The 25,160-nt window shown below is 59.2% G+C and carries 22 protein-coding genes, 2 pseudogenes and 1 other annotated feature; of the genes and pseudogenes, 15 read left to right on the top strand and 9 right to left on the bottom strand.

The window, feature by feature from the left end:
• Positions 1-5 precede the first annotated feature (5 nt).
• The 6 genes from AC1DSF_RS08615 to AC1DSF_RS08590 form a co-directional block, all read right to left on the bottom strand.
• Positions 6-1,052: an NADP-dependent oxidoreductase gene (locus tag AC1DSF_RS08615; RefSeq protein WP_478182652.1), complete on the bottom strand. Its 1,047-nt coding sequence runs from the start codon at positions 1,050-1,052 to the stop codon at positions 6-8.
• Between the two features lie 24 nt (positions 1,053-1,076).
• Positions 1,077-1,655 carry an NADPH-dependent FMN reductase gene (locus tag AC1DSF_RS08610; protein WP_478182651.1) on the bottom strand — a complete coding sequence of 193 codons (579 nt, stop codon included), beginning with the start codon at positions 1,653-1,655 and terminating at the stop codon, positions 1,077-1,079.
• Positions 1,652-2,590, bottom strand: coding sequence for an NAD(P)H-dependent flavin oxidoreductase (locus tag AC1DSF_RS08605; RefSeq protein ID WP_478182650.1), 939 nt, complete (start codon positions 2,588-2,590; stop codon positions 1,652-1,654). The genes AC1DSF_RS08610 and AC1DSF_RS08605 overlap by 4 nt, the downstream gene beginning before the upstream one ends.
• A gap of 8 nt (positions 2,591-2,598) precedes the next feature.
• Positions 2,599-3,798 (bottom strand): acyl-CoA dehydrogenase family protein, encoded by a 1,200-nt coding sequence (locus AC1DSF_RS08600; RefSeq protein ID WP_478182649.1) that lies wholly within the window; start codon positions 3,796-3,798, stop codon positions 2,599-2,601.
• 40 nt (positions 3,799-3,838) lie between these two features.
• The gene (locus AC1DSF_RS08595; RefSeq protein ID WP_478182648.1) at positions 3,839-4,630 is read right to left on the bottom strand and encodes an SDR family oxidoreductase; all 792 of its coding nucleotides are present in this window, start codon (positions 4,628-4,630) and stop codon (positions 3,839-3,841) included.
• Between the two features lie 72 nt (positions 4,631-4,702).
• Entirely contained in the window at positions 4,703-5,974 is a 1,272-nt protein-coding gene (locus AC1DSF_RS08590; protein ID WP_478182647.1) for a branched-chain amino acid ABC transporter substrate-binding protein, read from the bottom strand.
• 946 nt (positions 5,975-6,920) lie between these two features.
• On the opposite strand from AC1DSF_RS08590, the gene AC1DSF_RS08585 reads away from it, so the two are divergent.
• The 4 genes and pseudogenes from AC1DSF_RS08585 (at position 6,921) to AC1DSF_RS08570 (ending at position 9,988) form a co-directional block, all read left to right on the top strand.
• On the top strand, positions 6,921-7,565 hold the full coding sequence (locus AC1DSF_RS08585; protein ID WP_478182646.1) for a TetR/AcrR family transcriptional regulator: 645 nt from the start codon (positions 6,921-6,923) through the stop codon (positions 7,563-7,565).
• 123 nt (positions 7,566-7,688) lie between these two features.
• A complete protein-coding gene (locus tag AC1DSF_RS08580; protein ID WP_478182645.1) occupies positions 7,689-8,462 on the top strand; it encodes a M81 family metallopeptidase in 774 nt (257 codons plus the stop codon).
• The gene (locus tag AC1DSF_RS08575) at positions 8,371-8,754 is read left to right on the top strand and encodes an MlrC C-terminal domain-containing protein (RefSeq protein WP_478182644.1); all 384 of its coding nucleotides are present in this window, start codon (positions 8,371-8,373) and stop codon (positions 8,752-8,754) included. Before AC1DSF_RS08580 ends, AC1DSF_RS08575 begins: the two co-directional genes overlap by 92 nt.
• Before the next feature lie 108 nt (positions 8,755-8,862).
• A pseudogene (locus AC1DSF_RS08570) lies at positions 8,863-9,988 on the top strand (IS3 family transposase).
• Positions 9,084-9,201, top strand: a sequence feature (AL1L pseudoknot). Its footprint overlaps the pseudogene before it by 118 nt.
• 144 nt (positions 9,989-10,132) lie before the next feature.
• On the opposite strand, the pseudogene AC1DSF_RS08565 reads toward AC1DSF_RS08570, so the two are convergent.
• Both AC1DSF_RS08565 and AC1DSF_RS08560 read right to left on the bottom strand, forming a co-directional pair.
• A pseudogene (locus AC1DSF_RS08565) lies at positions 10,133-10,246 on the bottom strand (transposase); the annotation flags it as partial.
• 32 nt (positions 10,247-10,278) lie between these two features.
• Positions 10,279-11,196: a LysR family transcriptional regulator gene (locus AC1DSF_RS08560; protein WP_478182643.1), complete on the bottom strand. Its 918-nt coding sequence runs from the start codon at positions 11,194-11,196 to the stop codon at positions 10,279-10,281.
• 102 nt (positions 11,197-11,298) lie between these two features.
• Between AC1DSF_RS08560 and AC1DSF_RS08555 the strand changes: the two genes are divergently transcribed.
• The 9 genes from AC1DSF_RS08555 to AC1DSF_RS08515 are packed head-to-tail and all read left to right on the top strand — an operon-like array spanning position 11,299 to position 21,548.
• Positions 11,299-13,419: a thiamine pyrophosphate-dependent enzyme gene (locus tag AC1DSF_RS08555; RefSeq protein ID WP_478182642.1), complete on the top strand. Its 2,121-nt coding sequence runs from the start codon at positions 11,299-11,301 to the stop codon at positions 13,417-13,419.
• Positions 13,416-14,897, top strand: a complete 1,482-nt coding sequence (locus AC1DSF_RS08550) for an indolepyruvate oxidoreductase subunit beta family protein (protein WP_478182641.1) — start codon at positions 13,416-13,418, stop codon at positions 14,895-14,897. Before AC1DSF_RS08555 ends, AC1DSF_RS08550 begins: the two co-directional genes overlap by 4 nt.
• Positions 14,898-14,955: 58 nt before the next feature.
• On the top strand, positions 14,956-16,077 hold the full coding sequence (locus AC1DSF_RS08545; protein ID WP_478182640.1) for an ABC transporter substrate-binding protein: 1,122 nt from the start codon (positions 14,956-14,958) through the stop codon (positions 16,075-16,077).
• 9 nt (positions 16,078-16,086) lie between these two features.
• Complete coding sequence (locus tag AC1DSF_RS08540) at positions 16,087-17,223, top strand: alpha-hydroxy acid oxidase (protein WP_478182639.1); 1,137 nt, start codon at positions 16,087-16,089, stop codon at positions 17,221-17,223.
• Positions 17,216-18,088 (top strand): branched-chain amino acid ABC transporter permease, encoded by an 873-nt coding sequence (locus AC1DSF_RS08535; protein WP_478182638.1) that lies wholly within the window; start codon positions 17,216-17,218, stop codon positions 18,086-18,088. Before AC1DSF_RS08540 ends, AC1DSF_RS08535 begins: the two co-directional genes overlap by 8 nt.
• A gap of 17 nt (positions 18,089-18,105) precedes the next feature.
• Positions 18,106-19,014 (top strand): branched-chain amino acid ABC transporter permease, encoded by a 909-nt coding sequence (locus AC1DSF_RS08530; protein WP_478182637.1) that lies wholly within the window; start codon positions 18,106-18,108, stop codon positions 19,012-19,014.
• The gene (locus AC1DSF_RS08525) at positions 19,014-19,763 is read left to right on the top strand and encodes an ABC transporter ATP-binding protein (RefSeq protein WP_478182636.1); all 750 of its coding nucleotides are present in this window, start codon (positions 19,014-19,016) and stop codon (positions 19,761-19,763) included. Before AC1DSF_RS08530 ends, AC1DSF_RS08525 begins: the two co-directional genes overlap by 1 nt.
• On the top strand, positions 19,760-20,467 hold the full coding sequence (locus AC1DSF_RS08520; RefSeq protein WP_478182635.1) for an ABC transporter ATP-binding protein: 708 nt from the start codon (positions 19,760-19,762) through the stop codon (positions 20,465-20,467). The genes AC1DSF_RS08525 and AC1DSF_RS08520 overlap by 4 nt, the downstream gene beginning before the upstream one ends.
• A gap of 1 nt (position 20,468) precedes the next feature.
• Positions 20,469-21,548 carry an enolase C-terminal domain-like protein gene (locus tag AC1DSF_RS08515; RefSeq protein ID WP_478182634.1) on the top strand — a complete coding sequence of 360 codons (1,080 nt, stop codon included), beginning with the start codon at positions 20,469-20,471 and terminating at the stop codon, positions 21,546-21,548.
• Here AC1DSF_RS08515 and AC1DSF_RS08510 read toward each other — a convergent pair.
• Positions 21,508-22,410 carry a helix-turn-helix transcriptional regulator gene (locus tag AC1DSF_RS08510; protein WP_478182633.1) on the bottom strand — a complete coding sequence of 301 codons (903 nt, stop codon included), beginning with the start codon at positions 22,408-22,410 and terminating at the stop codon, positions 21,508-21,510. The genes AC1DSF_RS08515 and AC1DSF_RS08510 overlap by 41 nt on opposite strands.
• 171 nt (positions 22,411-22,581) lie before the next feature.
• Here AC1DSF_RS08510 and iaaH point away from each other — a divergent pair, with 171 nt between their 5' ends.
• Together iaaH and AC1DSF_RS08500 are read left to right on the top strand one after the other, a co-directional pair.
• The gene (iaaH, locus tag AC1DSF_RS08505) at positions 22,582-23,988 is read left to right on the top strand and encodes an indoleacetamide hydrolase (RefSeq protein ID WP_478182632.1); all 1,407 of its coding nucleotides are present in this window, start codon (positions 22,582-22,584) and stop codon (positions 23,986-23,988) included.
• Positions 23,930-25,159 (top strand): substrate-binding domain-containing protein, encoded by a 1,230-nt coding sequence (locus tag AC1DSF_RS08500; RefSeq protein WP_478182631.1) that lies wholly within the window; start codon positions 23,930-23,932, stop codon positions 25,157-25,159. The genes iaaH and AC1DSF_RS08500 overlap by 59 nt, the downstream gene beginning before the upstream one ends.
• Position 25,160: the final 1 nt, after the last annotated feature.

Below are 25,160 nucleotides of genomic sequence, written 5' to 3'. Positions count from 1 at the left end.
CCCCGCTACTTCGCAGTTGCCGCAAGGCCAGCGCTTGCTGGGAGCTTGATAAGCATTTTTCCGGTATTTCCCCCCTCAAACATGCGCTGCAGGGCCGTGGGGAAAGTCTCGATGCCCTCGAGCACATCTTCGTAAGACTTGAGCCAGCCGGCAGCTAGCCAAGCTCGCAATGCATGCAGTGCCTCGGGATAGCGTTTTTCATAATCGAAAATCACAAATCCTTCCATCGTGGCTCTGTTCATGAGCAGAGACATGTAGTTTTTGGGTCCGCTGCCACGGGTCAAGTTGTTGTATTGAGAGACAGCCCCACAAACCACAATACGCGCGCCGCGGCGAATGCGACCGAGAGCCAGATCGAGTACTTCGCCACCGACGTTGTCGAAGTAAACGTCGACACCTTCCGGGCATGCTTTTGACAACTGCGCACGTGCGTCGGGCTGTTTGTAGTCGACCGCAGCATCAAACCCAAGGTTGTTGACGAGGTGAGCGCATTTCTCTGCGCCGCCCGCAATACCAACGACGCGACACCCCTTGATCTTGGCGATTTGCCCGACAACTGAACCCACGGCACCTGCGGCGCCGGACACCAGAACCGTTTCGCCGAACTTGACCTTCCCTATTTCCAGAAGACCGAAGTACGCCGTAAAACCCGGAGTGCCAAGGGCGCCCATATAAGCCGTTGCTGGCACGTTGGAGATATCAATCTTCGTAAGATCATTGGGGTCCATGGTCGCGAACTCCTGAACACCAAAAGCTCCGAGCACAGCGTCACCGACGCTGAATCTCGCATCGTCGGACTGCAAGACCAAGCCGGCCCCGGCGGCCCGCATGACATCGCCGATGGCGATTGCCTCCATGTAGGACTTACCTTCATTCATCCACGACCGCATGGCGGGATCCACAGAGATGAAAGTGACCGCCACGAGTACCTTTCCTTTTTCCGGTGCCGTTACGCCCGTCTTTACCTGCTGCCAGTCACTTTCTTTTGGCAGCCCACTGGGTCGCTGCCGGAGAATGAACTGGTTATTAGATAGTTGCGGAAAGTTGGTCATGGATATCTCCAAAGTTCGGATTGTTTAAAGTTGTCGATTGGTCGAAAGATTCGCGAATTCAACGACCTGGCTTGCCATCAGTTGAATTTGCTGTACCACTGAAATCGATTGGCAGATGCCTTCGGAATCGAGCGGGGCTTCAGCGATGTTGATGGCGACGCCCATCGGGGTAGGCCATCCTCTCAGCGCATGCACGATCTCCCTCAAGGACGCCATCGTTCCAACCGCTGCCTGCCATCCACCAGCCACGGCCATGCACCCGACCGCTCGTTCGCTGAAATAGGGGCGCTTGTCGCTTCTGGTTTCCTCGGCATAGTCAAGCGCGTTCTTCATGAACCCGGACACTGTGCCGTGATATCCAGGCGAAGCGATGATGATTCCGTCTGCGCTGCGCAGCTCTTTAACAAGCTGCTGTGCGGCAACGTCTGCCGCGGCGCTAGGTTCATAGAGCGGTAAACGAAGCGAACTGGCACCGAGGAAGCTTGTGGTTGCCCCTGCCTTTTCAGCGGCGCTGAGCGCAAGCTGCAGATAGCGCTCGGCACTCGAACCGGGTCTTGTCCCACCTCCGATGCCGAGGATGCGTGGCGAGGAACTGGTCATCATGCGGCCTCGAAATGCTGCAGTCGAGATCCGCTTTCAACGGCGGACCAGTACTCGCGGGTTAGTCGGTCCATCAAAGCGGCCGTTGGCTCAATCGCATTGAGCGATCCCACACCATGGCCGGCTGACCACACCTTGGTCCAACGCTCAATGTCTCCGTTGCGCACCGGCTCTGCGGACTCGAGTTCGTTAGCATTGATGCCGACTGCGGTCAAACTTTTGCGCAGCCAATACGCCGGCACTCCGGAAACGGCTCTGGTCAAGATCAGATCGTCAATGTCCGAATCCAGCAGCATTTGACGGTATGCGTCGCTGGCCATCGACTCCGGGCAGGCGATAAATGCCGTACCCATCGAGGCAAGGTCGGCGCCCAGCGTTTCCGCGGCTCGAATGCCCGATCCATTGATGATTCCCCCACCTAAGACTATCGTCCCGCCGAAAAACTCTCGAATGGCGGGGACCATTGCAAAGGCGCTCATCATCCCGGTATGCCCCCCTGCGCCAGCAGCGACCAGGACGAGCCCGTCGACTCCGAGCGATACGGCTTTCCGGGCATGTTGCACCGAGTTCACATCAGCGAACACCCGTCCGCCGTACGAGTGCACGCATTCAATTACCTCCTTGGGACTGCCGAGAGCCGTAATGATCAGTGGTGGCCGATAGCGCGCCACTACATCAAGGTCTTGGTTGAGCCGCTCATAGCTCTTATGAACCAGCAGGTTCACGCCCCACGGCGCGTCAGTCGGCGCAAGCTGAGTTGAAATTCGATGAAACCACTCATCCAAGATTTCCACAGTCCTGGCATTCGCCGCCGGCACGGTCCCAATGGCGCCTTTACGACATGCAGCAACTACCAGCTCGACGGTAGACACGAGAAACATCGGTGCAATAAGGAGCGGCAATTTCAACCGTCTGAGCCAGTCTTCAGGCATTGTCATTTGCGTCCTCAAAGCATTGCGGAGTTCGTCGGAAGGCCGAGATACAGCCGGCCCGTGAGTTCGTACGTGGACTCGCTGACCATCATGTGCTGGGACGCAGTCAAGACATCGCGCAGGCAGCGCTGTAGCTGAGAGTCGTCAAAGATCGCGCTGCCGCCTGCGCAGGAATACACCCGGGTGACGACTTGGACGGCCTCTTCGCTTGCGTGGGTCGTCGCCAGTCGAAGGTCTCGGCGGAGCGCCACAGAAATCTCCCCCGAGTCGGTCGACGCCGCCCATGCACGGTCAACTGCATCAATCAAGAAAGCCCGAGCGGAGCGAAGCTGGGCTTCCGCCCTTGCGACATGCTGCTGAGTTGAGGCGCGCTCTGCCAAAAGACGGGCGCTGCCTTGGGGCGTCTTTTTTGTTGCGAGCTCTATCAAGCTGTCGATGGCCAGACGTGCAATGCCGAGCGCCACCGCCGCAATGCCGACGCCCAGAATGCAAAACACCGGAAATTTGAACAATGCACCGGGGATTGGTACGTCGGTAAGTATCGATGCCGACAGGCCGGCGGGGACGAACGCATCCTTTACGCTGTATTCATTGCTCCCTGTTCCGCGCAAACCGAGCGTGTGCCACGTGTCAGCTACCGATACTTGCTCCGCCCGAAAAACCATGGAACGATTTTCAAGTGTTCCGTCCGCCAATTTTTCTGGTTTTCCGTCCTCGCCCAAAATCACGCACCCGCCGGTGATGAAATCAGCGTTGTAAGAGGCTGATCCCCACATCCAGCTCCCATTCACCACGAAGCCGGATACCCCATCGACAACGGTACGGACCGCAGTCCCGCGCGGCGCGAATACCCCGGCCATTTTAATGTTCGGATTCTCGAACAGTAGTTTTGCTTCGGGACCGGGAAGATAGCCCCCAATGATGGTCGACGTGTTCGAGATAAACGTGCACCATGCCGCCGCAGCATTGGCTTGCGCCAGCTTTTCTACGACGGCCACGAATGTATGCACATCCGCCTCCAGACCCCCGAGTGCGCGTGGAATGAAAATTCGATAGAGGCCGGCCTGAGCCAGTCTTTCGGCAAGTTCATTCGGCAGGTGTCGTTCTTTTTCTACGGTGTCGTTTGCCGCTTGCAAGATGGGGGTCAATTCTTGGCATGCGTAGAGCAGTTCATCACGCTGCGTCAACTCTGATGATTCGTAATCAAACGTCATGGGTAATCTTTCGTTCATTGGCGAATAGAGATCTCTGCATTCACGCGCCGATCACCGCACTGGTGCCGCCATCGACGACAATGGCATGACCGGTCATGTGTTTTCCAGCTGCAGAAGCCAGCAAAAGAGCAGCGCCTTTGAGGTCGTCTGGATCGCCCAGTCGGCCAAGAGGCGTGGTGCTGATGATTCTTTCCTCACCGAATGCTGCAATCACCCCATCTGCCATCTTGCTTGGGAACAGCCCGGGAGAGATCGCATTGACGTTGATGCCATGCTTGCCCCATTCGGCGGCAAGTGCACGGGTGAACGTGATGACCGCTCCCTTGCTGGTGTTGTAGGCGACGCATTCCATTGGCGCCGGATTTCCACCGAGCCCAGCAATGGAAGCGATGTTGATAATGCGACCCCGCTGGCGCGGGATCATGCTTCCCACGGCAGCTTGTTGACTAAAAAGAAAAAGACTTCTGATATTCAGGTTCATAACGCGGTCCCATGCTTGAAGCGTGTGGGTCTCAGCTGAGGCGCCCCAAGAGGTTCCCGCGTTGTTGATCAAAATGTCCAAATGGCCGAGCGTGTCGAGAGTTTTGCTGCAAACGCGTTGAACTTCGGACGGCTCGCTTGAGTCGGCCGCAATCCAAGAAGCGTCGATCCCGAGGCTTCTCAAATGGGCAGCGGCGGCCTCGAGTTCGGCCTCCTTCCTTGCGGTCAGCATCAGCCGCGCCCCCGCACTACCGAGCGCTTCCGCAATTTGGAGGCCGATGCCCCGAGACCCGCCGGTAATAAGAGCGGTGGATCCTTCGAGGTCGAAAAGAGTGTTGGAATAGTGATTCATAACTTTTCCTTAGTTCTCCAAGTGGAGTAGTTGAGGTTAAATTTTTTTTTGGCTTGGGAAGTCGGCCGTCGCTCAGGGGCGAGACATCCGACATGTGGAGGGTCTGGAAACTTCTTCGGCGGTGAACTCCCGAATAGGAGCAAATGTCTTACCGGTGCCTTCGGCGCTGTAGGGAACTTGAGCACTTACGCTAGTCCACACAGTTACGAACAAGGGCTGCTGGAGTTGATGGTCCGATCTTCTCATTTCAACCAAGCCATTGAAGCCTTTGAATTTGGCTCCCTCCATTTGCTCTGCGACGCGAAGCACCTCCGCAGATTGCGCCTGTTGGATTGATTTACTTAACAGCTCGAAGACAAGAGCGACACCATGCGTATAAAAATCCTCGTTGAATCGCTTCTGGAATTCTTTCATCCAGACGTTCATTTGACCGCCCATGTTGTAGTGGCTGTAAGCTACTTGAAAAACGCGATTGTCCTCAACTTGGCGGAGTGCTGTTGGAGTACCTGCGACTACGGCGTAGTAGGTGTAAAAAGTGCCCTTCCAGCCACTTTCTTCTGCGGCTTTGATAAGCAGCGAAAGGTCTGTTCCCCAGCTACCTGTAATGATCGTGTCCGCTCCGGATGCGCGAACTTTCGTCATGTAAGGAGCAAAATCACGTATTTGCGCGAGCGGATGGCGGTCGTCTCCAACAATTTCGATATCAGGCCGCTTCTCCCGTAGTCGGGTCTTCGCGGCCTCTGCGATTTGGATGCCGGAGGAGTAATTCTGGTTGATCAGGTAAACTTTTTTGACCTTGGGCTGGTCCTTAATGAAGCTTGTCAACGCCTCCATTTTCATTGCGGTGTCAGCCTCAAAGCGGAAGTGCCAATAGCTGCAGTTGGCGCCAGTCAGTTCCGGATCGGTCGCGGCGTGATTCAGGTATAGGACTTCTTTTCCTGGATTGCGTTGATTGTGCTTTTCGATTGCGTTGATAAGCGCCAGCGCCGGCGCAGAACCAGTGCCTTGCGCGATGAATCGAATATCCTGATCAATTGCACTCTTAAGCGCTCCGAGGGTTTCGGTGGGGCTCAATTTGTTATCGAAGCCGATGATTTCGAACTTCACGCCCGCTGGATTGGAGGCGCTGAATTGTTCCGCCAAGTACTGATAGGACTTCAGCAGGCTTGTGCCTACGGAACCCATCAGCCCCGACAAGGGTTCGATCACTGCGATCTTCACCACTTGGCCCTTCAGCACCGGCTTCTGGTTTTGCGCGAGCGCGTGTCCCGAAAGACCCAGCCCAGCCACGGCCCAGGTCACGATGCGGGCGAAGTGCCTCCGCGTGAAGGTTGTTGGTGTCATCTGGAAAGTACTCCAAGTGGATAAGTTCGGTCCGGCTAATCTAGCTGCCGAGGGGGCGGGCGGAACTAGTACTTACCCGAGAAGAGTCGCGCAGGTGATCAAGGCAGGGCTCCGCGTGATCCACAACTCGGTGCCCGGATCCGGCCCTCGAGCCCAAAAGCTCTGGCCGAGGGTGCGACTCCCGATGTTTCAGTAGCCGGCATCGCGGTGGCTCGAGGGCCGACGCGACGGCCTAGTGCGCTGGGTGCGGAGGGCCGTGGCCTCAGCAGCGCGCAAGACTCGTGAGCGCCGGGCGTACTCTCCATCTCATCGTGCAGCGTTGATCTTTTGGTGCTGTGTGGCTCGCGAGGCGGAACTGCACGCTCTCACCGTGACGGCGAGGGCTTCATCGCGCCTGACCTCTACGGTAACCGGCAAGCCAATCGGATTGTCCTTGTGCGAGACGGTCTCGCTATGCAGGCGGCAGCGGAGTCAAGGCCGCTTCCTCTGGGTCGAATGTGGACCTGCGACGCAGATGGCCCGTCGCGTGAACAGCAAAGTGCATTTGTGCTCAGGCAGTACGGCGGCGCTTGGGTGATGGAAAAGGGCACATCAACGTCGCGCTCCCGGCAAGTGGTCAAGCAGCAATTGGGACGTTTGCCAATCGGCCGCGTACCGGAGAGTTCGGAAACTGACGCCGATGCTCTCAGCGACGAGCACCTTCAGGGCTTCGGCGAGGCCGAACTGCGCGGCTGGCGCAGGACTGGCGGCACGAAGTCGTACTCAGGCGAGCCCAGCTTACGCAAGCCGAGAGCAAGATGCTGATGCGGACTCAAGCACATCCGAAGACGTGGGCGAGGAGCTCGAGTACATGCCAGATTTGTCCGCTGTTCTACCACTTGAGGCCCGATGATCGAACGTCCTCTTCTGCTAAGCTGAGGACCCAGACGACTTTTAAGAGCCTTCCGTGAGCGCCTTTGCTGAACCCGATTTGCCACTAAGCGCGCGTGGAAGTCAGCGTCACAAAGACTTGATCGCAGCGGCGCTTCGTGTGCTGGTTCGCGATGGCCATCATGCTGTAACTTTGCGAGCGGTATCAGTCGAAGCTAGTGCAAGTCATGGGGCGATCAACTATTACTTCGGCTCCCGAAGCGCCCTGATGTGCGCACTCGCCGAAGATGTTTGCCGTCGAATTGCAAACAACATTACCCTCGTCACACCAAAACTTGCGAAGTGCGCGGACGACGCCGATCGGTTCGCTACCATCCTTGCGGAACACAATATCAAGTACATGGTCAATGATCATGCGATGGGCATGGCGATCACCGAACTTACGCTCGCGGGATCGCGCGACTTAGAGTTAGGTAGCGTACTGGTGAAATGGGGAAAGATACATGCCCGTCTGATGCGGGACAGCTTTCTGAAACTTGGGTCCAGTGATCCAGATCTGGACTATGCGTTTGTGTTGAATTGTGTTAACGGACTTATCATGGCGCAGCTCGCAATACCACGCCGCGATTTCGAAGCACGTATTCTGCAGCCGTCATTGCTTCGGCTTGTTCGCGCCATCGCCAGTGAAAAATCGGCTGATCGCTCCGGCGACATTTCTTGATCAGTAGGGGGTCGGGATCCAGTTGAATCGAGACGGTTTCCTTGACGCAGTGGCCGGTGGCGAGTCAATTGACCTCGGCCACAGATAGTCGGACTACTCAGGCCGGGTGCCCTTAAAGTCGATTTGGGTACGCCCACGGAGGGTTTCGATGCGATTGCACTCTGTCTCCACGGTTGCGTTCAGACGGAAAGTTTGGACAGTGCTGAGGCGGACTTGCTGGCATCCTTGCACACTCTGGTTGGCCCAAGTATTCCCATCGTCGCTGGGTTCGACCTGCATGCCCACGCCGGTGGCGGAATATTGCAGCATCTGGATTTCGCGACAGCCTACAAGACTAACCCTCACCAGGACGCGGGGGCTACTGGGGAACGGGTGGGCGCAGTGTTGTCGCAGATTCTGAACGCAGGATTGTGGCCGGTTGCTGCGAAGGTGACGGTACCGATGCTTACCCGTGGCAACGACGAGACAGCGCACGGCCCGCTCGAGCGGCTTCACAACCTGGCCCGCGATCGGATGGTGGCGGACCGTCGTCTGCTGGACGCGTCGATCTTCAATGTCAACCCATTCATCGACGGCAAAGGCGTCGGGCAAACTGTCGTCGTATATGCCCGGGTTGAGGAGGCATTTGTTGAGGCAGCGCGCCTCGCCGAAGAGCTTGGAGATGGTCTCTGGGCGGCGCGCGACGAGTTCCAGCACAACTTGCCTAGCCTCGGCGAAGCCCGCGAGCAGACGGCCGGAAGGTTGGTCGACGTTGCGGCTCGGCGGACGGCACACGCCCAAGGCGGAAAGCCTGAGTCTGAACGGGGTGGTGCGCTCAATTGGCGACGGTACCTACCGCAACCGCGGAGCCTTCATGAGGCGGGCAAGCCTGCGTATCGGACCGTTTGCCACATTTGAGGGCGAGAACTTTGTGTTGCTCATCACGAAGGAGTCTTTAATGAGTCAAGACCCCGGGTGCTTCTTGGACTGCGGTATTGACCTGACAACGGCAGATGTCATCGTTGCGAAGTCAGGCTATCACTTCAAGCTTGCCTTTGATGATCTGGGGGCATGTGTCTGTGCGGCCGCGCCCGGTCTTACAACGTACGACGCCCGTGCCTTTCGTATTGAGAAGGCCCGCCCTCTCTATCCGCTCGACGACTTCGACTACGTGGCGGCGGCCACGCGAGTAAGGACTGGGTCAATGTGACCACGTGCTCTCTGAAGGCATTCCGAATCATCCTATGGAGGCTCAACACTCTGCGAGCATTAAGCCATGAAGAAGTCCTCATCTTAGGTGGGTGAGCGTGCGGTGAGGATGGTGCAGGAGCATCGTGGGGAGTACCCGCTATGGGCTGCGATCGAATCGATTGCACCGAAGATCGGCTGCGTGCCGCAGACATTGGTGGAATCGGTCAAGCCCGTCGAGGTCGATGCCGGCGTGCAAGCCGTCACGATCAGCGAGGCCCAGCGAAGGAAGGAGCTCGAACGCGAGATCAAGGACCTGCGCCGGGCCAACGAGATCCTGAAGTTGGCGAGCGCGTTTTCCGCCTAAGCGGAGCTCGACCGTCGACTGAAGTCCTGAGGAATTTCATCGATAAACATCGCAACACACTTCGGCGTCGAGCCGATCTGCAGGACTTTGCAGATCGCCCCGTCGGACTATGCGCGACACGCGACACGCGGCGCTGCTGCGCGAGCCGCGCAGGCGCTGCGCCAGGGCGCAACGCGACGATGCCCTCGCGCCAGAGATACAACGCATCTGGCAGGTCAACATGCAGGTCTACGGCGCCGGCAAGGCCTGGCGGCAGCTGGCACGCGAGGGCGCTTCGGTGGTGCGCTGCACGGTCGAGCGGATGACGCGGCGCGGGGCCGCGAGGCGTGATGCGCAGCGAGGTGGTGAAGACCAGGTTCAGCGATGGCAGAGCGCCGTGTCCTCCGGATCGGGTCAACTGGCAATTCCGAGCGCAGTGACGGAACCAGTTCTGGGTCTCCGACTTCAATTGCAAGTCGACTTGGCAGGGCGGCTGGCTGTATGTCGGCTTCGTGATCGACGTTTATGCCCGGCGCATTGTGGGCTGGCGGGTCAGCAGTTTGATGCGCACGGACTTCGTGCTCGATACGTTGGAGCAAGCGCTGTATGACCTTCAACCCGAACGCGACGGCAGCTTGACTTGCCACTCCGATCGCGGCTCGCAATGTCAGGATCCGCAGCCTTGAAAGACCAAGAGGCGGTGGAGTTCGCGACGTTCGAACGGTTCAACCACCAGGGCTTGGTCGAACCGATCGGCTACTTCCCGCTTGTAGAGGAGCTGAGGCAGACTACAGCGGCAAGTCGCTTGGCGGTCCGCCACAGCGGGGACCGGACTTATGTCAACCGGCCTCCACGAAATCCGGGGCGATTTACTTGGCGACGGAGTTCACGTCGACCGGGGCTTTATTGATGTCTGCCTCACGAATCAGCTGTAGAGCCTGAGCCTCGATGGACTTAGGAGTATGAGAGATCATCTTTCCTCTCGGGGTTCGTCAAAGTTTTTTCCAGAGCCTGTCCTAGAAGAGAGTGGCCGCTGGTGGTCCACGCTTCAACATTGCTGCAAGTAACAAATACGCAGCATCGTCTCGATCGCAAAAGGCGGCCGGCCAGTCTTGGACCGAGGGCTGTGAGGCTCAACGATCTGCACCAGCGCACTCCAGGGCACCACTCCATGGTCTCTGTTGCATATTCAGGCAGGCTCTACAACTTGCTGAGCGTTTGAATCATTTCTTCCCGTAGCCACCGGTGCGCTGCGGAGCCCTCTGACCGCACGTGCCAGTGCAGTCGAACTTCGAACCCGGGCAACTTCACCGGTATCTCCGCCACCTGTAGTTTTCGTTCCCTGGCAAATAGCTTGGCCACGCGCTCAGGCAACGCGACAAAGAGGTCGCTGCCTTCAACAAGGGTCGGAAGCACCGAGAACTGCGGGACCAATGCGACGACGTTGCGCCGGACGCCCCGCTGAGAGAGAGCGCTTTCTATGAGCGCGTGTCCGGAAACCGGCGACGTCACCATTACGTGTCGCGCCTGGACGAAGTCGTCCAGCCTCAGACCGCCGCTTGGCAATGGATAGTCGCTGGACAGAAGGCAAACATACCGCTCATGGAACAGGAGCGCTTCACGGGTGTGCTCGTGCAGATGGGGGAGATTCCCCAGGGCGAAGTCCAACGAGCCCGTTGCGAGGTCATTCATGACCGTTTCGGACAACTGCATGAACTCGGCCTGCAGCCGCGGTGCGACAGACTGAAGCCGGCGCAGCAGTGGTGGGATGAAGAACAGCGCGCCGATGTCAGAAGTGGCGAACCGGAAGCGTCTAGATGACGTCCCTGGGTCGAAGTCTTGCTGGGCCTCGAGGGTGCCGTCAATTGTCGAGAGTGCAACGCCCAACTGCTCGTGCAGCCGTTCGGCGAGAGCGGTGGGAATCAGACCCTGAGCGCCGCGAGCGAACAAGCGGTCGTCGTACAGCTCGCGAAGCTTGGACAGTGAATGGCTTACGGTTGGTTGGGTAAGGCCCAGGCGCTCCGCGGCTTGGGTAACGCTGCGCGTCTCGAAAATGGCGGTGAATGCCCTGACCAAGTTCAAGTCAAAACGGACCGGCGCTCTGCTGTGAGTGTTCATCGGCGTCTTCTATGTGTAACACGTATTTTATCGATAGGAGGAATGAAGGGTCAAACATAGCATTCCTTCAACCACGAATTGATAAACAGGAGACAAATAGCTATGGAGCGTTCATTCGCCGGCCAAGTGCGGTCGCTCGCACTCGGAGAAGGCCAAACCTTCCACGGAGAAGGTATCTTGGCCGTGACGAAAGCCCTGCTGCAATCCGGGGTCAGCTACATCGGTGGCTATCAAGGCGCGCCCGTCTCCCACCTCATTGATGTCCTGGGCGATTCCAGAGACCTCCTGAAAGAGCTGGGCATCTATTTCGAGGGAAGTGCATCTGAGGCGGGTGCCGCTGCCATGCTCGGCGCTTCCATCAACTACCCCGTTCGTGGGGCCGTGACTTGGAAGAGCACCGTTGGCACCAACGTGGCCTCCGACGCGTTGTCCAACCTGGCCTCGGCCGGCGTGAAGGGCGGAGCGCTCGTCATCTTGGGCGAAGACTACGGCGAGGGCTCCAGCATCATCCAGGAGCGCACCCACGCGTTTGCGATGAAGTCGCAGATGTGGCTGATGGACCCCCGACCGAATCTGACCTCCATCGTGAATGCGGTGGAACGCAGTTTCGAACTCTCCGAGGCCAGCAACACGCCCGTCATGCTTCAGCTTCGCATCCGGGCCTGCCATGTCCACGGTACCTTTGAATGCAAAGACAACCGTGGTCCAAAAATCTCGACGCGTGATGTCATTGATGCGCCCACCTTCGACTATTCGCGCATCAATCTTCCGCCCTCCATCTACGAGCACGAACGCCAAAAGATCGAGGAGCGTTGGCCAGCGGCGGTGAAGTTCATCCGCGAGAACAAGGTGAATGAGCACTTCGCCGGTGACCTCTCCGACATCGGCATAGTCCTCCAAGGTGGGCTATACAACAGCACCATACGCGCGTTGCAGCAGCTCGACCTCGCCGACGAATTCGGTATGTCGCGCATTCCGCTCTACGTCCTCAACGTCGTGTACCCGCTCATACCGGACGAGTTCCTGGAGTTCTGCAGCGGCAAGCGTGCCGTGCTCCTCGTCGAGGAAGGGCAGCCCAACTACATCGAGGAATCACTGCAAGCCGCGTTGCGCCGGGCGGACGTGCCCACGCGCCTTCATGGCAAGGACGTGCTGCCGATGGCTGGTGAGTACTCCGGCGAGGTACTGCTGCCAGGTATCGCCCGCTTCCTGAAGGATGCGCAGCCGGAAGGCCTCGACACCCGCGATGCGACAGCGGTTGCCAATGCGATGGTCGACGACAAGGAGCGCTCCAAGCAAGCACTTGGAGTTCCTGTCCCCAACCGTCCCCCGGGCTTTTGCATCGGTTGCCCGGAACGCCCGGTGTTCTCTGCAATCAAGCAACTTCAGGCAGAGGTTGGGAACGTGCACGTGAATGCCGACATCGGCTGCCACACGTTCGGAACGCTTCCTCCGTTCAATGTCGGCAGCACCGTGCTCGGCTACGGTCTCGGACTCGCAAGCTCTTCGGGCATCGGCCCGCTTCTCCCCAACCGGACCATCAGCATCATGGGCGACGGGGGCTTCTGGCACAACGGTTTCACCAGTGGTGTCGTCAACGCCGTCTACAACAACCAGGACTCGGTCTTGGTCATCCTGAAGAACGGCTATACGTCCGCGACGGGCACGCAGGCAATTCCCTCGTCACCAACCCAGCCCTCATCCAAGCCCCTCACACTGGACATTGAAAAGGCACTTCGCGGCATCGGCGTGAAGTGGATTCGCACGGTCGTCAGCTACCGCGTGGAGGAGATGGTCGACACCCTCCGCGAAGCGATGACGACTCGTGAACGCGGCCTCAAGGTGATCCTCGCGGACGGCGAGTGCCAACTGGAGCGCCAGAGGCGAATCAAGCCGCAGATTGCCAAGCAGTTGAAAGCGGGAGAGCGCGTCGTTCGCACCAGGTTTGGCATCGACGACGACGTTTGCACCGGGGACCACTCTTGCATCCGCCTGTCGGGGTGTCCTTCACTCACCATCAAGCCGAACCCCAGTGCCTTGCGCACAGACCCGGTCGCAACCGTCAACACTGGCTGCGTAGGCTGCGGCCTGTGCGGGGAGAACGCCCACGCCGCTGTGCTCTGCCCATCGTTCTACAAGGCCGACGTTGTCCAGAACGCCACGCGCTTCGAGCGCTTCATGGCAAAGGTGCGCGGTGCAGTGGTCGAGGCGCTTGCGGCATGACCCGCCCTGTCTGCGTTCTTGTCGCCGCAATGGGTGGCGAAGGTGGGGGCGTCCTGGCTGACTGGCTCGTTGACGCCTCTACTCATGCAGATTTTCCGGTGCAAAGCACTTCGGTTCCGGGCGTAGCGCAGCGGACTGGCGCGACTACCTACTACATTGAAATCTTTCCGCGCTCGCGCTCTGAACTGGCCGCGCAAGAGCCGGTGCTGTCTTTGACGCCAACGCCTGGTCAGGTCGACATCGTGGCCGCGTCTGAGCTCGTCGAAGCTGGCCGTTCAATTCAAAACGGCTATGTCGACCCCCAACGAACGACGCTGGTGACGTCGACCCACCGCGAATACGCCGTGTCGGAGAAGACGGCCATGGGCGACGGGCGCATCGACAGCAGCCGCATCATCGACGCGGCGACTCAAAGAAGCCGCCGGGCAGTCATCTTCGATATGCGTGCGTTGGCACAGCAGAACGGTACTGTCATCAACACCGTGATGTTCGGCGCCATGGCAGGAGCAGGTGTTCTGCCGTTTGACCGAGCCGCGTGCGAGGAAGCCATCCGTTCTTCAGGCAAGGCCGTGGAGGCAAGCTTGAAGGGTTTCGCGGCTGGATTCGACGCTGCTGAGGGGCGTCGTACTGCCCTGGAAAAGCTTGACTCGGCTATTCGCGCGAAGCCGGAGATGCCGCTACGCGTCCGGCGCCTACCGGAATCGTTGCACGAGGTGGTCGGCGCAGGTGTCGCGCTCACCGAGGAATATCAAGACCAGCGCTACGCAGACCTCTACCTCGACCGTGTCGAGCGATTGATGGCGCGTGCCTCCCAACGAAGCGAAGTTGCTCTGAACGCTGTTCGTGAAGCAGCCAGATACCTCGCCCTCTGGATGTCGTATGAGGACGTGATTCGCGTTGCTCACCTCAAGACTCGACGCGAGCGACTTGATCGGGTGCGTCGGGAAGTTGGGGCGCGCAGCGGCGAGCCCATTCAGATGACCGAGTACCTCAAGCCAGGCTTGGATGAGATGGCGTCGGTTCTCCCGCCCAAGCTTGCCGCCTGGCTGCGCCGCAAGGCGGCTGGCAAAGACTGGCACCGGGGTATGTACATCCGTACGGACACCATCAAGGGTTTCCTAATGCTTTGCGGCCTGCGTAGTCTGCGCCCGCTGCGCAGGCGTATGTCGAGATACGTCGAGGAGCAGGCTGGCATCGAGAGGTGGCTGTCCGCCGTGGAGGGCGCAATGCCTGAGGCCCTTGCCGTTGAGGTGGCCCTGTGCGGCAACCTGGTTAAGGGCTACGGGGAAACGAGTCGCCGCGGCCATCGGAATCTCGACGCGATTCTCAACCAGGTCAGCGAAGGGGCCGATGCCGAGAAGGTACGAACCGCTCGGGTTGCTGCCTTGGCCGACCCGGAAGGCAAGCAACTCTCTGCCGCCATCGGGCAACCCATCGTCCGCCCCATCCAAATCGTGAGGCGGCGCCCCCCGAATTGATTTCATCACCCATCAACACAAAGGAGACAAAGAAATGAACGAGATTCGACGCAAACTGGTGGCAGCCGCCGCACTGCTTTCCATTGCAGCAACTGCAGCCGCGGCAGATGGCCCCATCAAGATTGGCGCCATCGTGTCAGCCACTGGCCCGGCGTCCTTCCTTGGCGACCCGCAGCAAAAGACGCTGGAGCAGTACGTTGAAAAAATCAACGCAGAGGGTGGTGTGCTGGGGCGCACGGTCAGCCTCGTCCTGTACGACGACGCTAGCGATGCCAACAAAGCAAATGCATTCGCCCGTCGCCTGATTATTCAGGACGAAGTGGACGTCATCATCGGGGCATCGAGCACCGGCTCGACCATGGCAATGGTTCCCCAGATTGAATCGGCAAAGATTCCCGCCATCTCTCTGGCTGCTGCGTCCGTCATCGTTGAGCCGGTGAAGCCCTACGTCTTCAAGATGCCTCACTCGGACCGCATGGCGGCATACAAGGTACTGGAGGACATGAAAAAGCGTGGTTTCACGCAGGTCGGCCTGCTCTCCGACACCGGCGGCTTCGGCAAGTCCGGCCGCACGGAAACGCTGAAGGCGGCTGAAGCACTCGGCATGAAGGTCGTTGAGGACCAGACGTACGGCGAGAAGGACACCGACATGACGCCGCAACTGACGCGCATCAAGTCGTCGTCTGCTCAGGCCATTCTTGTATTCGGCACGGGTCAAGCCCCGGCCATCATCGCCCGCAACTACCAGCAGCTGGCCGTGAAGCAGCCGCTTTACACGACTCATGGCCAGGCTTCCCTCGAGTTCGTTCGAATCGCCGGCAAGGCATCTGAAGGTATTCGCATGCCTTCTCCGGCGCTGCTGATTGCATCAGCCCTGAACGCAGAAGACCCGCAGCGCAAGGTGAGTGTCGACTACGCAAAGAACTTCGAGGCGAAGTACAAGATGGACGTTTCTACCTTCGGTGGCTACGCGCATGATGCGCTTCATTTGGTCGTTGATGCCATCAAGCGAGCCGGCAGCACGGACAAGGAAAAGGTTCGCGCTGCCATCGAGAGCACCAAGGGATTCGTTGGTGTCAGCGGCATCTACTCGATGACTCCCCAGGACCACATGGGTCTCGACAACACCGCTTTCCGGATGATTGAGGTCACGAACGGCGCCTTCAAGGAAGTCCGGTAAGTTTCATCGATGATGCTTCGGATATCTGATTTCCGGACGCGCGCCCGCTCTCGGCTACCCCGTTTCGTCTTCGACTACGTCGACGGAGCAGCCGAGGACGAGGAATGCATCGTCCGCAATGAAACTGACCTGCGCTCGCTCCACCTTCTGCCTACTTGCCTACGGGACACGACCAAGCTCGACGCCGCGATTGATGTGTTCGGGCAGAGGTGGACGTCACCTATCGGCATCGCGCCGGTCGGCTTTGCAGGCCTGGTGCGTCCGCGAGCGGATAGCACGTTGGCAAAGGCGGCCGCGTCTCTAGGCCTTCCGTTTGTCCTGTCCACTGCCTCCAATGAGCGGTTGGAGGCGGTACGAGACGCTGCTCTAGGTGGGAATCAGTGGTTGCAGCTCTATGTCATGTCAGACCGGAGCATTGCCGAACAGATGGTCAAAAGAGCCAAGCGCGCCGGATATGGCGCGTTGGTGCTTACCGTCGACGTGCCGGTCAGTGGAATGCGTGAACGTGACTTGCGCAACGGCTTCAAGCTTCCATTCCGTCCAGGATTGGGCACGCTTGCTGACCTAGTCTCCCATCCGGGCTGGTCGCTTTCCATGGCTGCTTCGGGGTCACCGGGCTTCGTGAATCTGAGCGCAGATAACGCAAAGGCATCACCTCAACTGCAAGCGGCGCTTCTGGCCAGAACGATGGACCGTAGCCTCTCCTGGGAGTCACTGACCTGGCTGCGCTCGCTTTGGGACGGGCCCCTCCTGGTCAAGGGCCTGCTCCATCCCGAAGACGCGAAGCTCTCGGCCAAGCACGGGGTCGACGGAATCATCGTGTCAAACCACGGGGGAAGGCAACTCGACGCTGCGCCGTCAACCATTTCTGCGCTCCCCGCGGTCGTAGACGCAGTGGACGGCCGTGTGCCTGTGTTCGTCGACAGTGGCTTCCGCCGAGGCAGTGACGTTGTCAAGGCGCTGGCACTAGGTGCCCGCGGCATATTCATTGGTCGGCCTGCAATTTGGGGACTTGCTGCCGGCGGACAGGCGGGCGTTGTGTCGACCCTTCGCCTTTTCTCTGAAGAAATCACCCGAACGATGACCCTCCTCGGAGCGTCTCGCACTGACGACCTCAAACCGCTCCACGTACAGAAAAATGTCTGACCTATCCCAGTTCCTCTTCTCAGGACTGACGACGGGCGCGGTCTACGCGCTGGCAGCCCTGGGTTTCTCGCTCATCTACAACGCGAGCGGCGTCATCAACTTCGCTCAAGGCGATTTCCTCATGCTTTCGGCGATGGTCACCGCATCATTGCTAAGCAAGGGAATGGCGCTTCCTGGCTCGCTCGCTATCGGCATCGCTGTGACCGTCCTTGTCGGTGTGGTGCTCTATCGACTGGCAATTCAACCCGCAGGAAACGCCGATGTCGTGTCGCTCATCATCATCACCATTGGTGCCTCCGTTTTCATCCAAGGCGTCGTGCAAGTGACACTTGGCAAGAACCAGCAGGTTGTGCCCGCATGGACTGGCGACTCGCCACTGCAAATTCTCGGCGCCTATGTGTTGCCTCAGGCACTTTGGGTACTCGGGATTGCAGCAGTGCTGGTCACCGCTTGCGCCGTGTTCTTCAAGGCTTCTCTGACCGGTAAGGCCATGCTTGCGGTGGCTGCGAACCGGATGGCCGCGATGGCGGTCGGGATTCCCGCGCGCCGCGTTCTACAACTCTCGTTCGGGCTATCAGCCCTGCTGGGGGCGGTGGCGGGTGTGGTCTCAGCTCCAATCACGACGACTGTCTACGACATTGGTCTGATGCTGGGCATGAAGGGATTCGTAGCGGCAACCTTGGGTGGCCTGGGCAGTGGAGTCGGTGCCGTCGCAGGTGGGCTGCTCGTGGGTATCCTCGAAGCGCTCGTAGCCGGCTACATCTCCTCCGCATACAAGGACGCTGTGCCTTTCGTGCTCATCATCATCATCCTGCTGTTCATGCCCCACGGCTTGTTCGGCGCGAAGAGGACGGACCGGGTATGAAGCTAGGATGGTCCCTGTTGGTCACGGCGGCGTTGCTTGCTGTTTTGCCGTTCGTGCTGCCCAACAACTACACGCTAGACATCGCAATCCGCATTGCTTTGGCCGCGGTAGCGGTCATCGGTCTGAACCTCCTGATGGGATTCGCAGGCCAAATCAGCATTGGGCACGCCGCCTTTGTCGCCATCGGCGCATACGGAAGCGCAGTTGCCGCGACCCGGTTCGAATGGAATCCGGTCATCTCGATTCCAGCGGCCGCGGTGGCTGCCGCGCTGGTGGCTTGGCTGATAGCCAAGCCAATTCTTCGGTTGAAGGGCCACTCGCTCACCATGGCCACCCTCGGTCTGGGCGTCATCGTCAATATTATTTTGATTAACGAGGTTGGGTGGACAGGCGGTCCTGACGGGATGGCTGTTCCGCCGCTTACTTTCGGCAGCTTCACTCTCCAGAAGCTGACGCACTGGTATGCACTAGCCGCCATCGTTCTCTTCCTGGCAATCGTGTTGTCGCTGAATCTATTCTCTTCGCCTGCCGGCCGAGCCCTTCGTGGCTTGCACGGGTCGGAGTACGCGGCGCGAGTGGTTGGCGTTGACGTGAGCGCGTTCAAGGTGCGCGTCTTCATCGCCTCTTCGGTATTTGCCACCATCTCTGGCAGCCTGACTGCGCACTACTTGGCCTTCATCAGCCCGTCTCTCGCGTCTTTCGCACACTCTGTCGAGCTGGCCACCATGGTCGTGCTTGGCGGCATGTCCAGCACCTTTGGCTCTGTTCTGGGTGCAGCCCTGTTGACTATGTTGCCGCAGCTCGTTGGCGGCTTCCATGGGTACGAGGCCATCATCTTTGGCCTGGTGCTGATGCTCACGATGATTTTCCTGCCCAAGGGCCTCGTGCCTTCCATCGCTCTGTGGTTGAAGAAGAGGAGTAGCTAGTGCTTTCTGTCAAATCGCTATCTAGAAGCTTTGGTGGCGTGGCCGCCGTGGACAACGTCTCGTTTGACGTCAAGCAGGGCCATGTTCATGCTGTCATCGGACCCAATGGAGCTGGCAAGACAACGCTGTTCAATCTCATTAGCGGCGTCTATGAGCCGAGCTCCGGTCAGTTGTATCTCGATGGAGATGAAGTCACAGGTGTGGCTCCGGAAGGTCTCGCCAAGCGCGGCATGTGCAGAACCTTCCAGAACCTCCAGGTTTGCATGAACATGACGGCATGTGAGAACGTGATGCTCGGGGCCCACTTGAGCAGCAATCCGAGCCTTTGGTCTGGATTTTTCGGGTGGACCCGTACTGCGGACCGCAAATTGGCGGACAGGGCACACGAACTCATGGACTACGTTGGTGTTGGAAGCGCACGAGGCGCTCACGCGACGCAGCTCTCGTTCGGTGTGCTCAAGCGCCTGGAGATTGCGCGGGCGCTCGCCGCGAGTCCGCGTTTGTTGCTGCTGGACGAACCAGCGGCCGGCCTCAACGACAGTGAAACTCACGCGGTCGGTGAACTCATCCGGAAGATTGCCGCCGGCGGCACCACCGTTCTCCTCGTCGAACACGACATGAAGATGGTGATGTCCATCTCCGACCACATTGTGGTTCTTGACCAAGGCAAGAAGCTTGCAGAAGGTACGGCGCAGCAAGTGCGCACGAACCCCAACGTGATTGCAGCCTACCTGGGAGTCGACGCATGACTGCTACCGTTCTCAAGGTGACCGGGCTTGCGGCCGGGTACGGCCGAATCGAGGCCGTGCGGGGTGTCGACATTGAGTTGCAGGCAGGTCATCTGGTGGCACTTGTCGGCGCAAACGGCGCGGGTAAGACGACGCTGCTTAGGACAATCTCTGGCCTCATCCACGCCTGGGGCGGTCGTGTGGAACTGCTGGGAAGGGACATCACGAAGCTTGCGCCGGAGCAGCGTGTCCGCGAAGGCCTCGCGCAAGTGCTCGAGGGGCGCCAAGTGTTCGGTCCGTTGTCGGTTCTCGATAACCTCAAGCTGGGAGGCTACACGCACAAGCCTGACCCTGGCCGAATCGAAGAGATGTTCAATCTCTTCCCGATTCTGCGGACGAAGAAGGACCAGGGCGCATGGCAGCTCTCGGGCGGACAGCAACAGATGCTCGCCATGGCGCGTGCCTTGATGAGCCGTCCAAAGGTTCTCCTGTTGGATGAGCCTTCGATGGGCTTGGCGCCGTTGCTCGTCAAGGAAGTCTTTGAGGTTATCGTGAGGCTCAAGGACGGCGGCGTTCCCATTCTCCTTGTTGAACAGAACGCCCGAGCCGCGCTGGCTATTGCTGACCATGCTTACGTGCTGGAAACTGGGCGTGTGTCGCTATCGGGTCCGGCCTCGGAACTCGCGGCCGATGAGCGAGTGCGCTCCGCCTACTTAGGAGTATGAAATGGATGTTCCAAAGATTGTTGAAGTCGTCGCGCGTGCAGTGAACGTCCCGCTGGAGTTTCCTGTGCGAACGAGCGTAGGCATCGTCGACACAGCGCCTCTAGTGTTAATTGATATGAAGACCGATGCGGGCGTCACTGGTCGGAGCTACGTCTTCACGTACACGCCGCTTGCGCTTTCGGCGACGCTTGAGATGATACGTTCGTTGGGCAAGTTGGTCGTAGGACAACCTGTTGCACCGGTCGCGTTGGACGCGCTCTTATCGTCGTGGCTGCGTTTGCTGGGAAAGACCGGCCTGGCGCAGATGGCGACCGCTGGGCTGGACATGGCCGCGTGGGATGCCTGGGCACAGCACTTGAAGCAAGCCCTTGCACAGGTGCTAGGGGGCTCCATCAAGCCGATTCCCACCTATGACAGCCACAGCATGGATGGGATTGAGCTGGGTTGTCGGCGCGCCGAGGGTGCGGCACAAGCAGGATTCAAGGCCATAAAGACCAAGATTGGCTATGCAACTCTGGAAGAAGACCTTGCAGTTTTGCGTGCTCTCCGAAAGACGGTTGGCCCCGAGGTGCGCATCTTGGCGGACTACAACCAGGGTCTCACCGTCTCGGAGGCTGTTCGGCGAATCCATGTCTTGGAGGCCGAAGACCTAGGCTGGATTGAAGAGCCGACCGTCCAAGAGAACTTGAAGGGATACGCCGAGATTCGCAAACGGACCCGCGTGCCCGTTCAGATGGGCGAGAACTGGCTTTCGCCCGATGACATGCAGCGCGCTCTTGAGGCTGGTGCGTGCGAGCTGGCAATGCCTGATGTCATGAAGATTGGCGGTGTCACCGGGTGGCTGAAGGCTTCTGCCCTGGCGCAGACCTACGGGATTCCGATGTCGGCGCACATCTTCCCGGAGTTCAGTGCCCACTTGCTGCTTGTGACACCCACTGCGCATTACCTGGAGCGCATGGACTTGGCCGGCCCGGTGCTCGCCCGCTCCGTCAAGTACGAGAAGGGGAATGCTGTCCTCGACGACACCCCTGGCGTCGGAATCAGCTGGGACGAATCAGCGGTGTCTCGCTTCGCTGCCTGAGAACTCGAGTCGCGAACGCAGAAGGGGTTATTGCGTTTTCTGCGGAAACGGCTGGCACCAGGATGGCCGTCTGAGAACCCCCGTTCTCTTGGTGTGCCAGTAGCGCGCGCACCCGCCCTACGAGCGTAGCTCTGTTGGTGACGCGGAGCTTCTTGAAGGCGTTGCCAAGATGGAAGCGTACGGTCGGATATTCCAGGCCGAGCCTGCTCTGAATCTCCTTGTCCGGGCAACCACAACTGACAAGCCACGCCACCTCGGCTTCACGCTTGCTCAAGCGTCCTTCCCGCTGCAATGTTGACTCTGCGGACTCATTCGCCTCGGTAGCGGGCGCTGTCTCGCTCCACTTCAGTCGCGCAAGCGCTGCGGTGATGGCCGGCTCAATAAGGTTCAGGATATCGACTTCACTCACGTCGAAGTTACCGCGCTCTCGATTGCGCCAAATTCGAATGTCGCCAACGCACTGCTCGTGGTCATAGAAGTAGACGTTCACACCCCAGTACATGCGGTCCCGAAGGAGGAAGTCGTTGAAAAATTCCGTGCGGGAGAGGTTGGACTGGCACACGACCTGGGTTGCCACAGTCGGCTTGCGGCGTTGCATCATGGGGTACGTCAACGGGTCGACGAATCGGAAATAGTTGTCCCATGACCGAAGGTTCTCTTCGGACATGTTCAGCGCGGTCATGCGACCGAAGCGCTGTCGCTCCCCATCCCACACCATCGATACGTAGGTGTCCGCACGAAGAAGGTCAAGCATTGGAAGTGCCATGCGTTCTCGCAGTTCGTCACCCTCAGTCGATGTTGCGATTAGCCGCATGAGGTCGGACAGTGCTCTGGTTTGTACGGTGGAGAGGTGCATGGTCATTCCAAGCCAGCTTCATGCGCGGGACATCAATGCTAGGCAGTACGGCCGCTTTCACAAGTCCGGTCCGACCCTACGTTTGACCAACCCGGAGTGAGAACCCTAACGATTTCTATAGGTCCCGCGCCAAGCCGCGCTGCGTACATTGAATCGTCACGAATCGTCGAACGAGCCATGCACGCAATTGACCTCCCCCTCTCTGCCATTCGGAAGCTCCTTGATGGGGCGACCGTTTCAAGCCTTGACCTGGCCGAAGCCTGCATTGCGCGGTCGGAAGCCAACTCCGATCTCAATGTGTGGGTTTGCTTCGACGCTGAAGTCCTTCGCGACGAAGCGCGCAAGGCTGATAGGCGACTTGCGGCCGGTGAGCGTTTGCCGTTGCTTGGTATCCCTATCGCCCTGAAGGACAACATCGAAGCGGCCGGCATGACCTGTGGGGCCGGTACGGCGTCATTGAGTGGCAAGCAGCCCCAAGGCGATGCTGAGCTGGTGGCGAGCCTGCGGGCGGCGGGGGCCGTCATTGCGGGCAAGGTGGGCATGCACGAGCTGGCGTTCGGCATCACGAACAACAATGCGGTGACTGGTGCTGTCAGGAACCCTTGGGACACCTCCAGGATTCCCGGGGGCAGCAGCGGTGGGTCGGGCGCGGTAGTTGGTGCACGGATTGTCCCCGCCGCAATCGGCACGGATACCGGAGGGTCGGTTCGCGTTCCGGCAGCCCTATGTGGGGTCAGTGGCTTTCGGCCGACGGTCGGGCGCGTGCCGGGGCAGGGCATCGCACCAATTTCGTTCACTCGCGACACCGCAGGGCCGCTGGCCTACACCGTCGCGGACTGCGCACTCCTCGATGAGGTGATGACGGGTGCGCAAGGCGGCCAAGCGAAGGTTGCACTCAAAGGGCTCCGCGTTGGTGTCCCAAGGGTTCCGTTCTGGATCGACTTGGAACCGGGACTCAAACAGGTCGCTGAATCCGCCTTGGAGACGTTGCGGCAAGCTGGTGTTGAGCTCATCGATGTCGAAATGCCCACGTTGAGCAAGCTTAACGCCAGTGTCGGCTTCCCGGTGGCACTCTTTGAGTTTGTGCGCGACATGCGCGAGTACCTCGAGGTGCGCGGCCGCGGCGTCACGCTTGAGCAAATGATTGCAGCCGTTGGTAGTCCAGACGTGCGCGGTGCTGTCGGTACGCTGCTGACCGGCGGAGGCATTCCTGAGGATGCCTACAAGAGCGCACTCCAGGCAAGAGTGCAGATGCAAGCCCTCTACAAACAGACATTCGACTCGCATCGAGTCGAGGCACTGGTCTTCCCGACGACCCCACGCACTGCCGCGCCAATAGGTGAGGACGAAACGGTCGACCTCAATGGGGTGCAGCTGCCGACGTTCGAAACGTTCATCCGCAACACCGACCCAGGGAGCAACGCGTCGTTGCCTGGCGTAACCATCCCAATCGGGCTCGCTCACAAGTTGCCCGTCGGCTTGGCGTTGGATGGCCCCATCAACTCTGACCGCCGCCTTTTGTCAATTGCTGAAGCTGTCCAGTCAGCTCTTCCGTCCGCCCCTCAACTCAAAACTTCTAACTGAAACACCGAAGGAGCATCTCATGGACCGTCGTCATTTCCTGCAAGCAACGCTGGCCGCCGGCGCAGCTTCTGCAATGCCTAGTGCCTTTGCGGCCGACCCGCTCAAGGTGGCTGTGATGATTCCTCAAAGCGGGCCCGCCGGCTTGTTTGGCCCGTCATCCAAAGCTTGCGCCGAAATGGCCGCAGTCGCTTTGAACAGCCGTGGTGGCGTCCTTGGCCGAAAGGTGGAGCTCCTGTTTGGAGATGCGGGCCTTGCGCCTGCAGAAGCCGGCCAAGCGGCGCTGAAGCTTTGGAAGGGCCAGAAGGCAGGCGCCGTAGTCGGAATGCACGACAGTGCAGTGCGTGGCGCGCTCGTCGGCTTGTTCAAAGGTCAAGTGCCATACTTCTATACGCCCGTCTATGAGGGTGGAGAGTGTGCAAAGGGTACGTACGTTAAGGGCGAAACGCCGCAACAGCAGCTCGAGCCTGCCATTCCTTGGCTGGCAGCTGAGCGCAAGCCGACCAAGTGGTACATGATTGGCAACGACTACATCTGGGGCCGCAATACGAACGCTGCCGCCAAAGGCTACATCGAGAAAACCGGGGCAAAGGTTGTCGGAGACGAGTACCTCCCGTTCACTGTCGACAACTTCGATGCGAGCCTAGCGCGCATTCGCGATAGTGGCGCCGACGCCGTGCTTGTGTCACTGGTTGGTGGTGCCTCGGTGACCTTCAACAAGTCCTTTGCCAGCTTTGGTCTTTCGGACAAGGCGATTCGCTTGGGCACGTTGATTGAAGAGAACACCCTCGCCGGCATCGGCTTCGCAAACGCGCGCAATCTGTACTCGAGCTCCGGCTACTTCTCCAACATCGATACGCCGGCGGCGAGGGCGTTCGCTGCGGACTATGCCGGGGCCAACGGCGCGAATGCTCCGGCACTGAACGGTCTCGCCGAATCGACCTACGAAGGTTTCCTCATCCTTGAAGCGCTGGCGAAGAAGGCTGGCAGTCTGGATCCGGCGAAGATGGATGCCGCCTCCGAAGGAACGACTTACAACGGTCCACGAGGCGATGCGACCATCAAGGCGCGCCACGTGGAGCAGGACATCTACCTAGCTGATGTCACGGACAAGGGCTTTCACGTGGTGAAGACATTTCCGAAAGTCGGTTCCGGCCAATCTTGCAAGGTCTAAC

It is taken from the genome of Variovorax sp. 01N429 (assembly GCF_056399425.1).
This window is presented reverse-complemented; position numbering and strand designations above follow the sequence as displayed.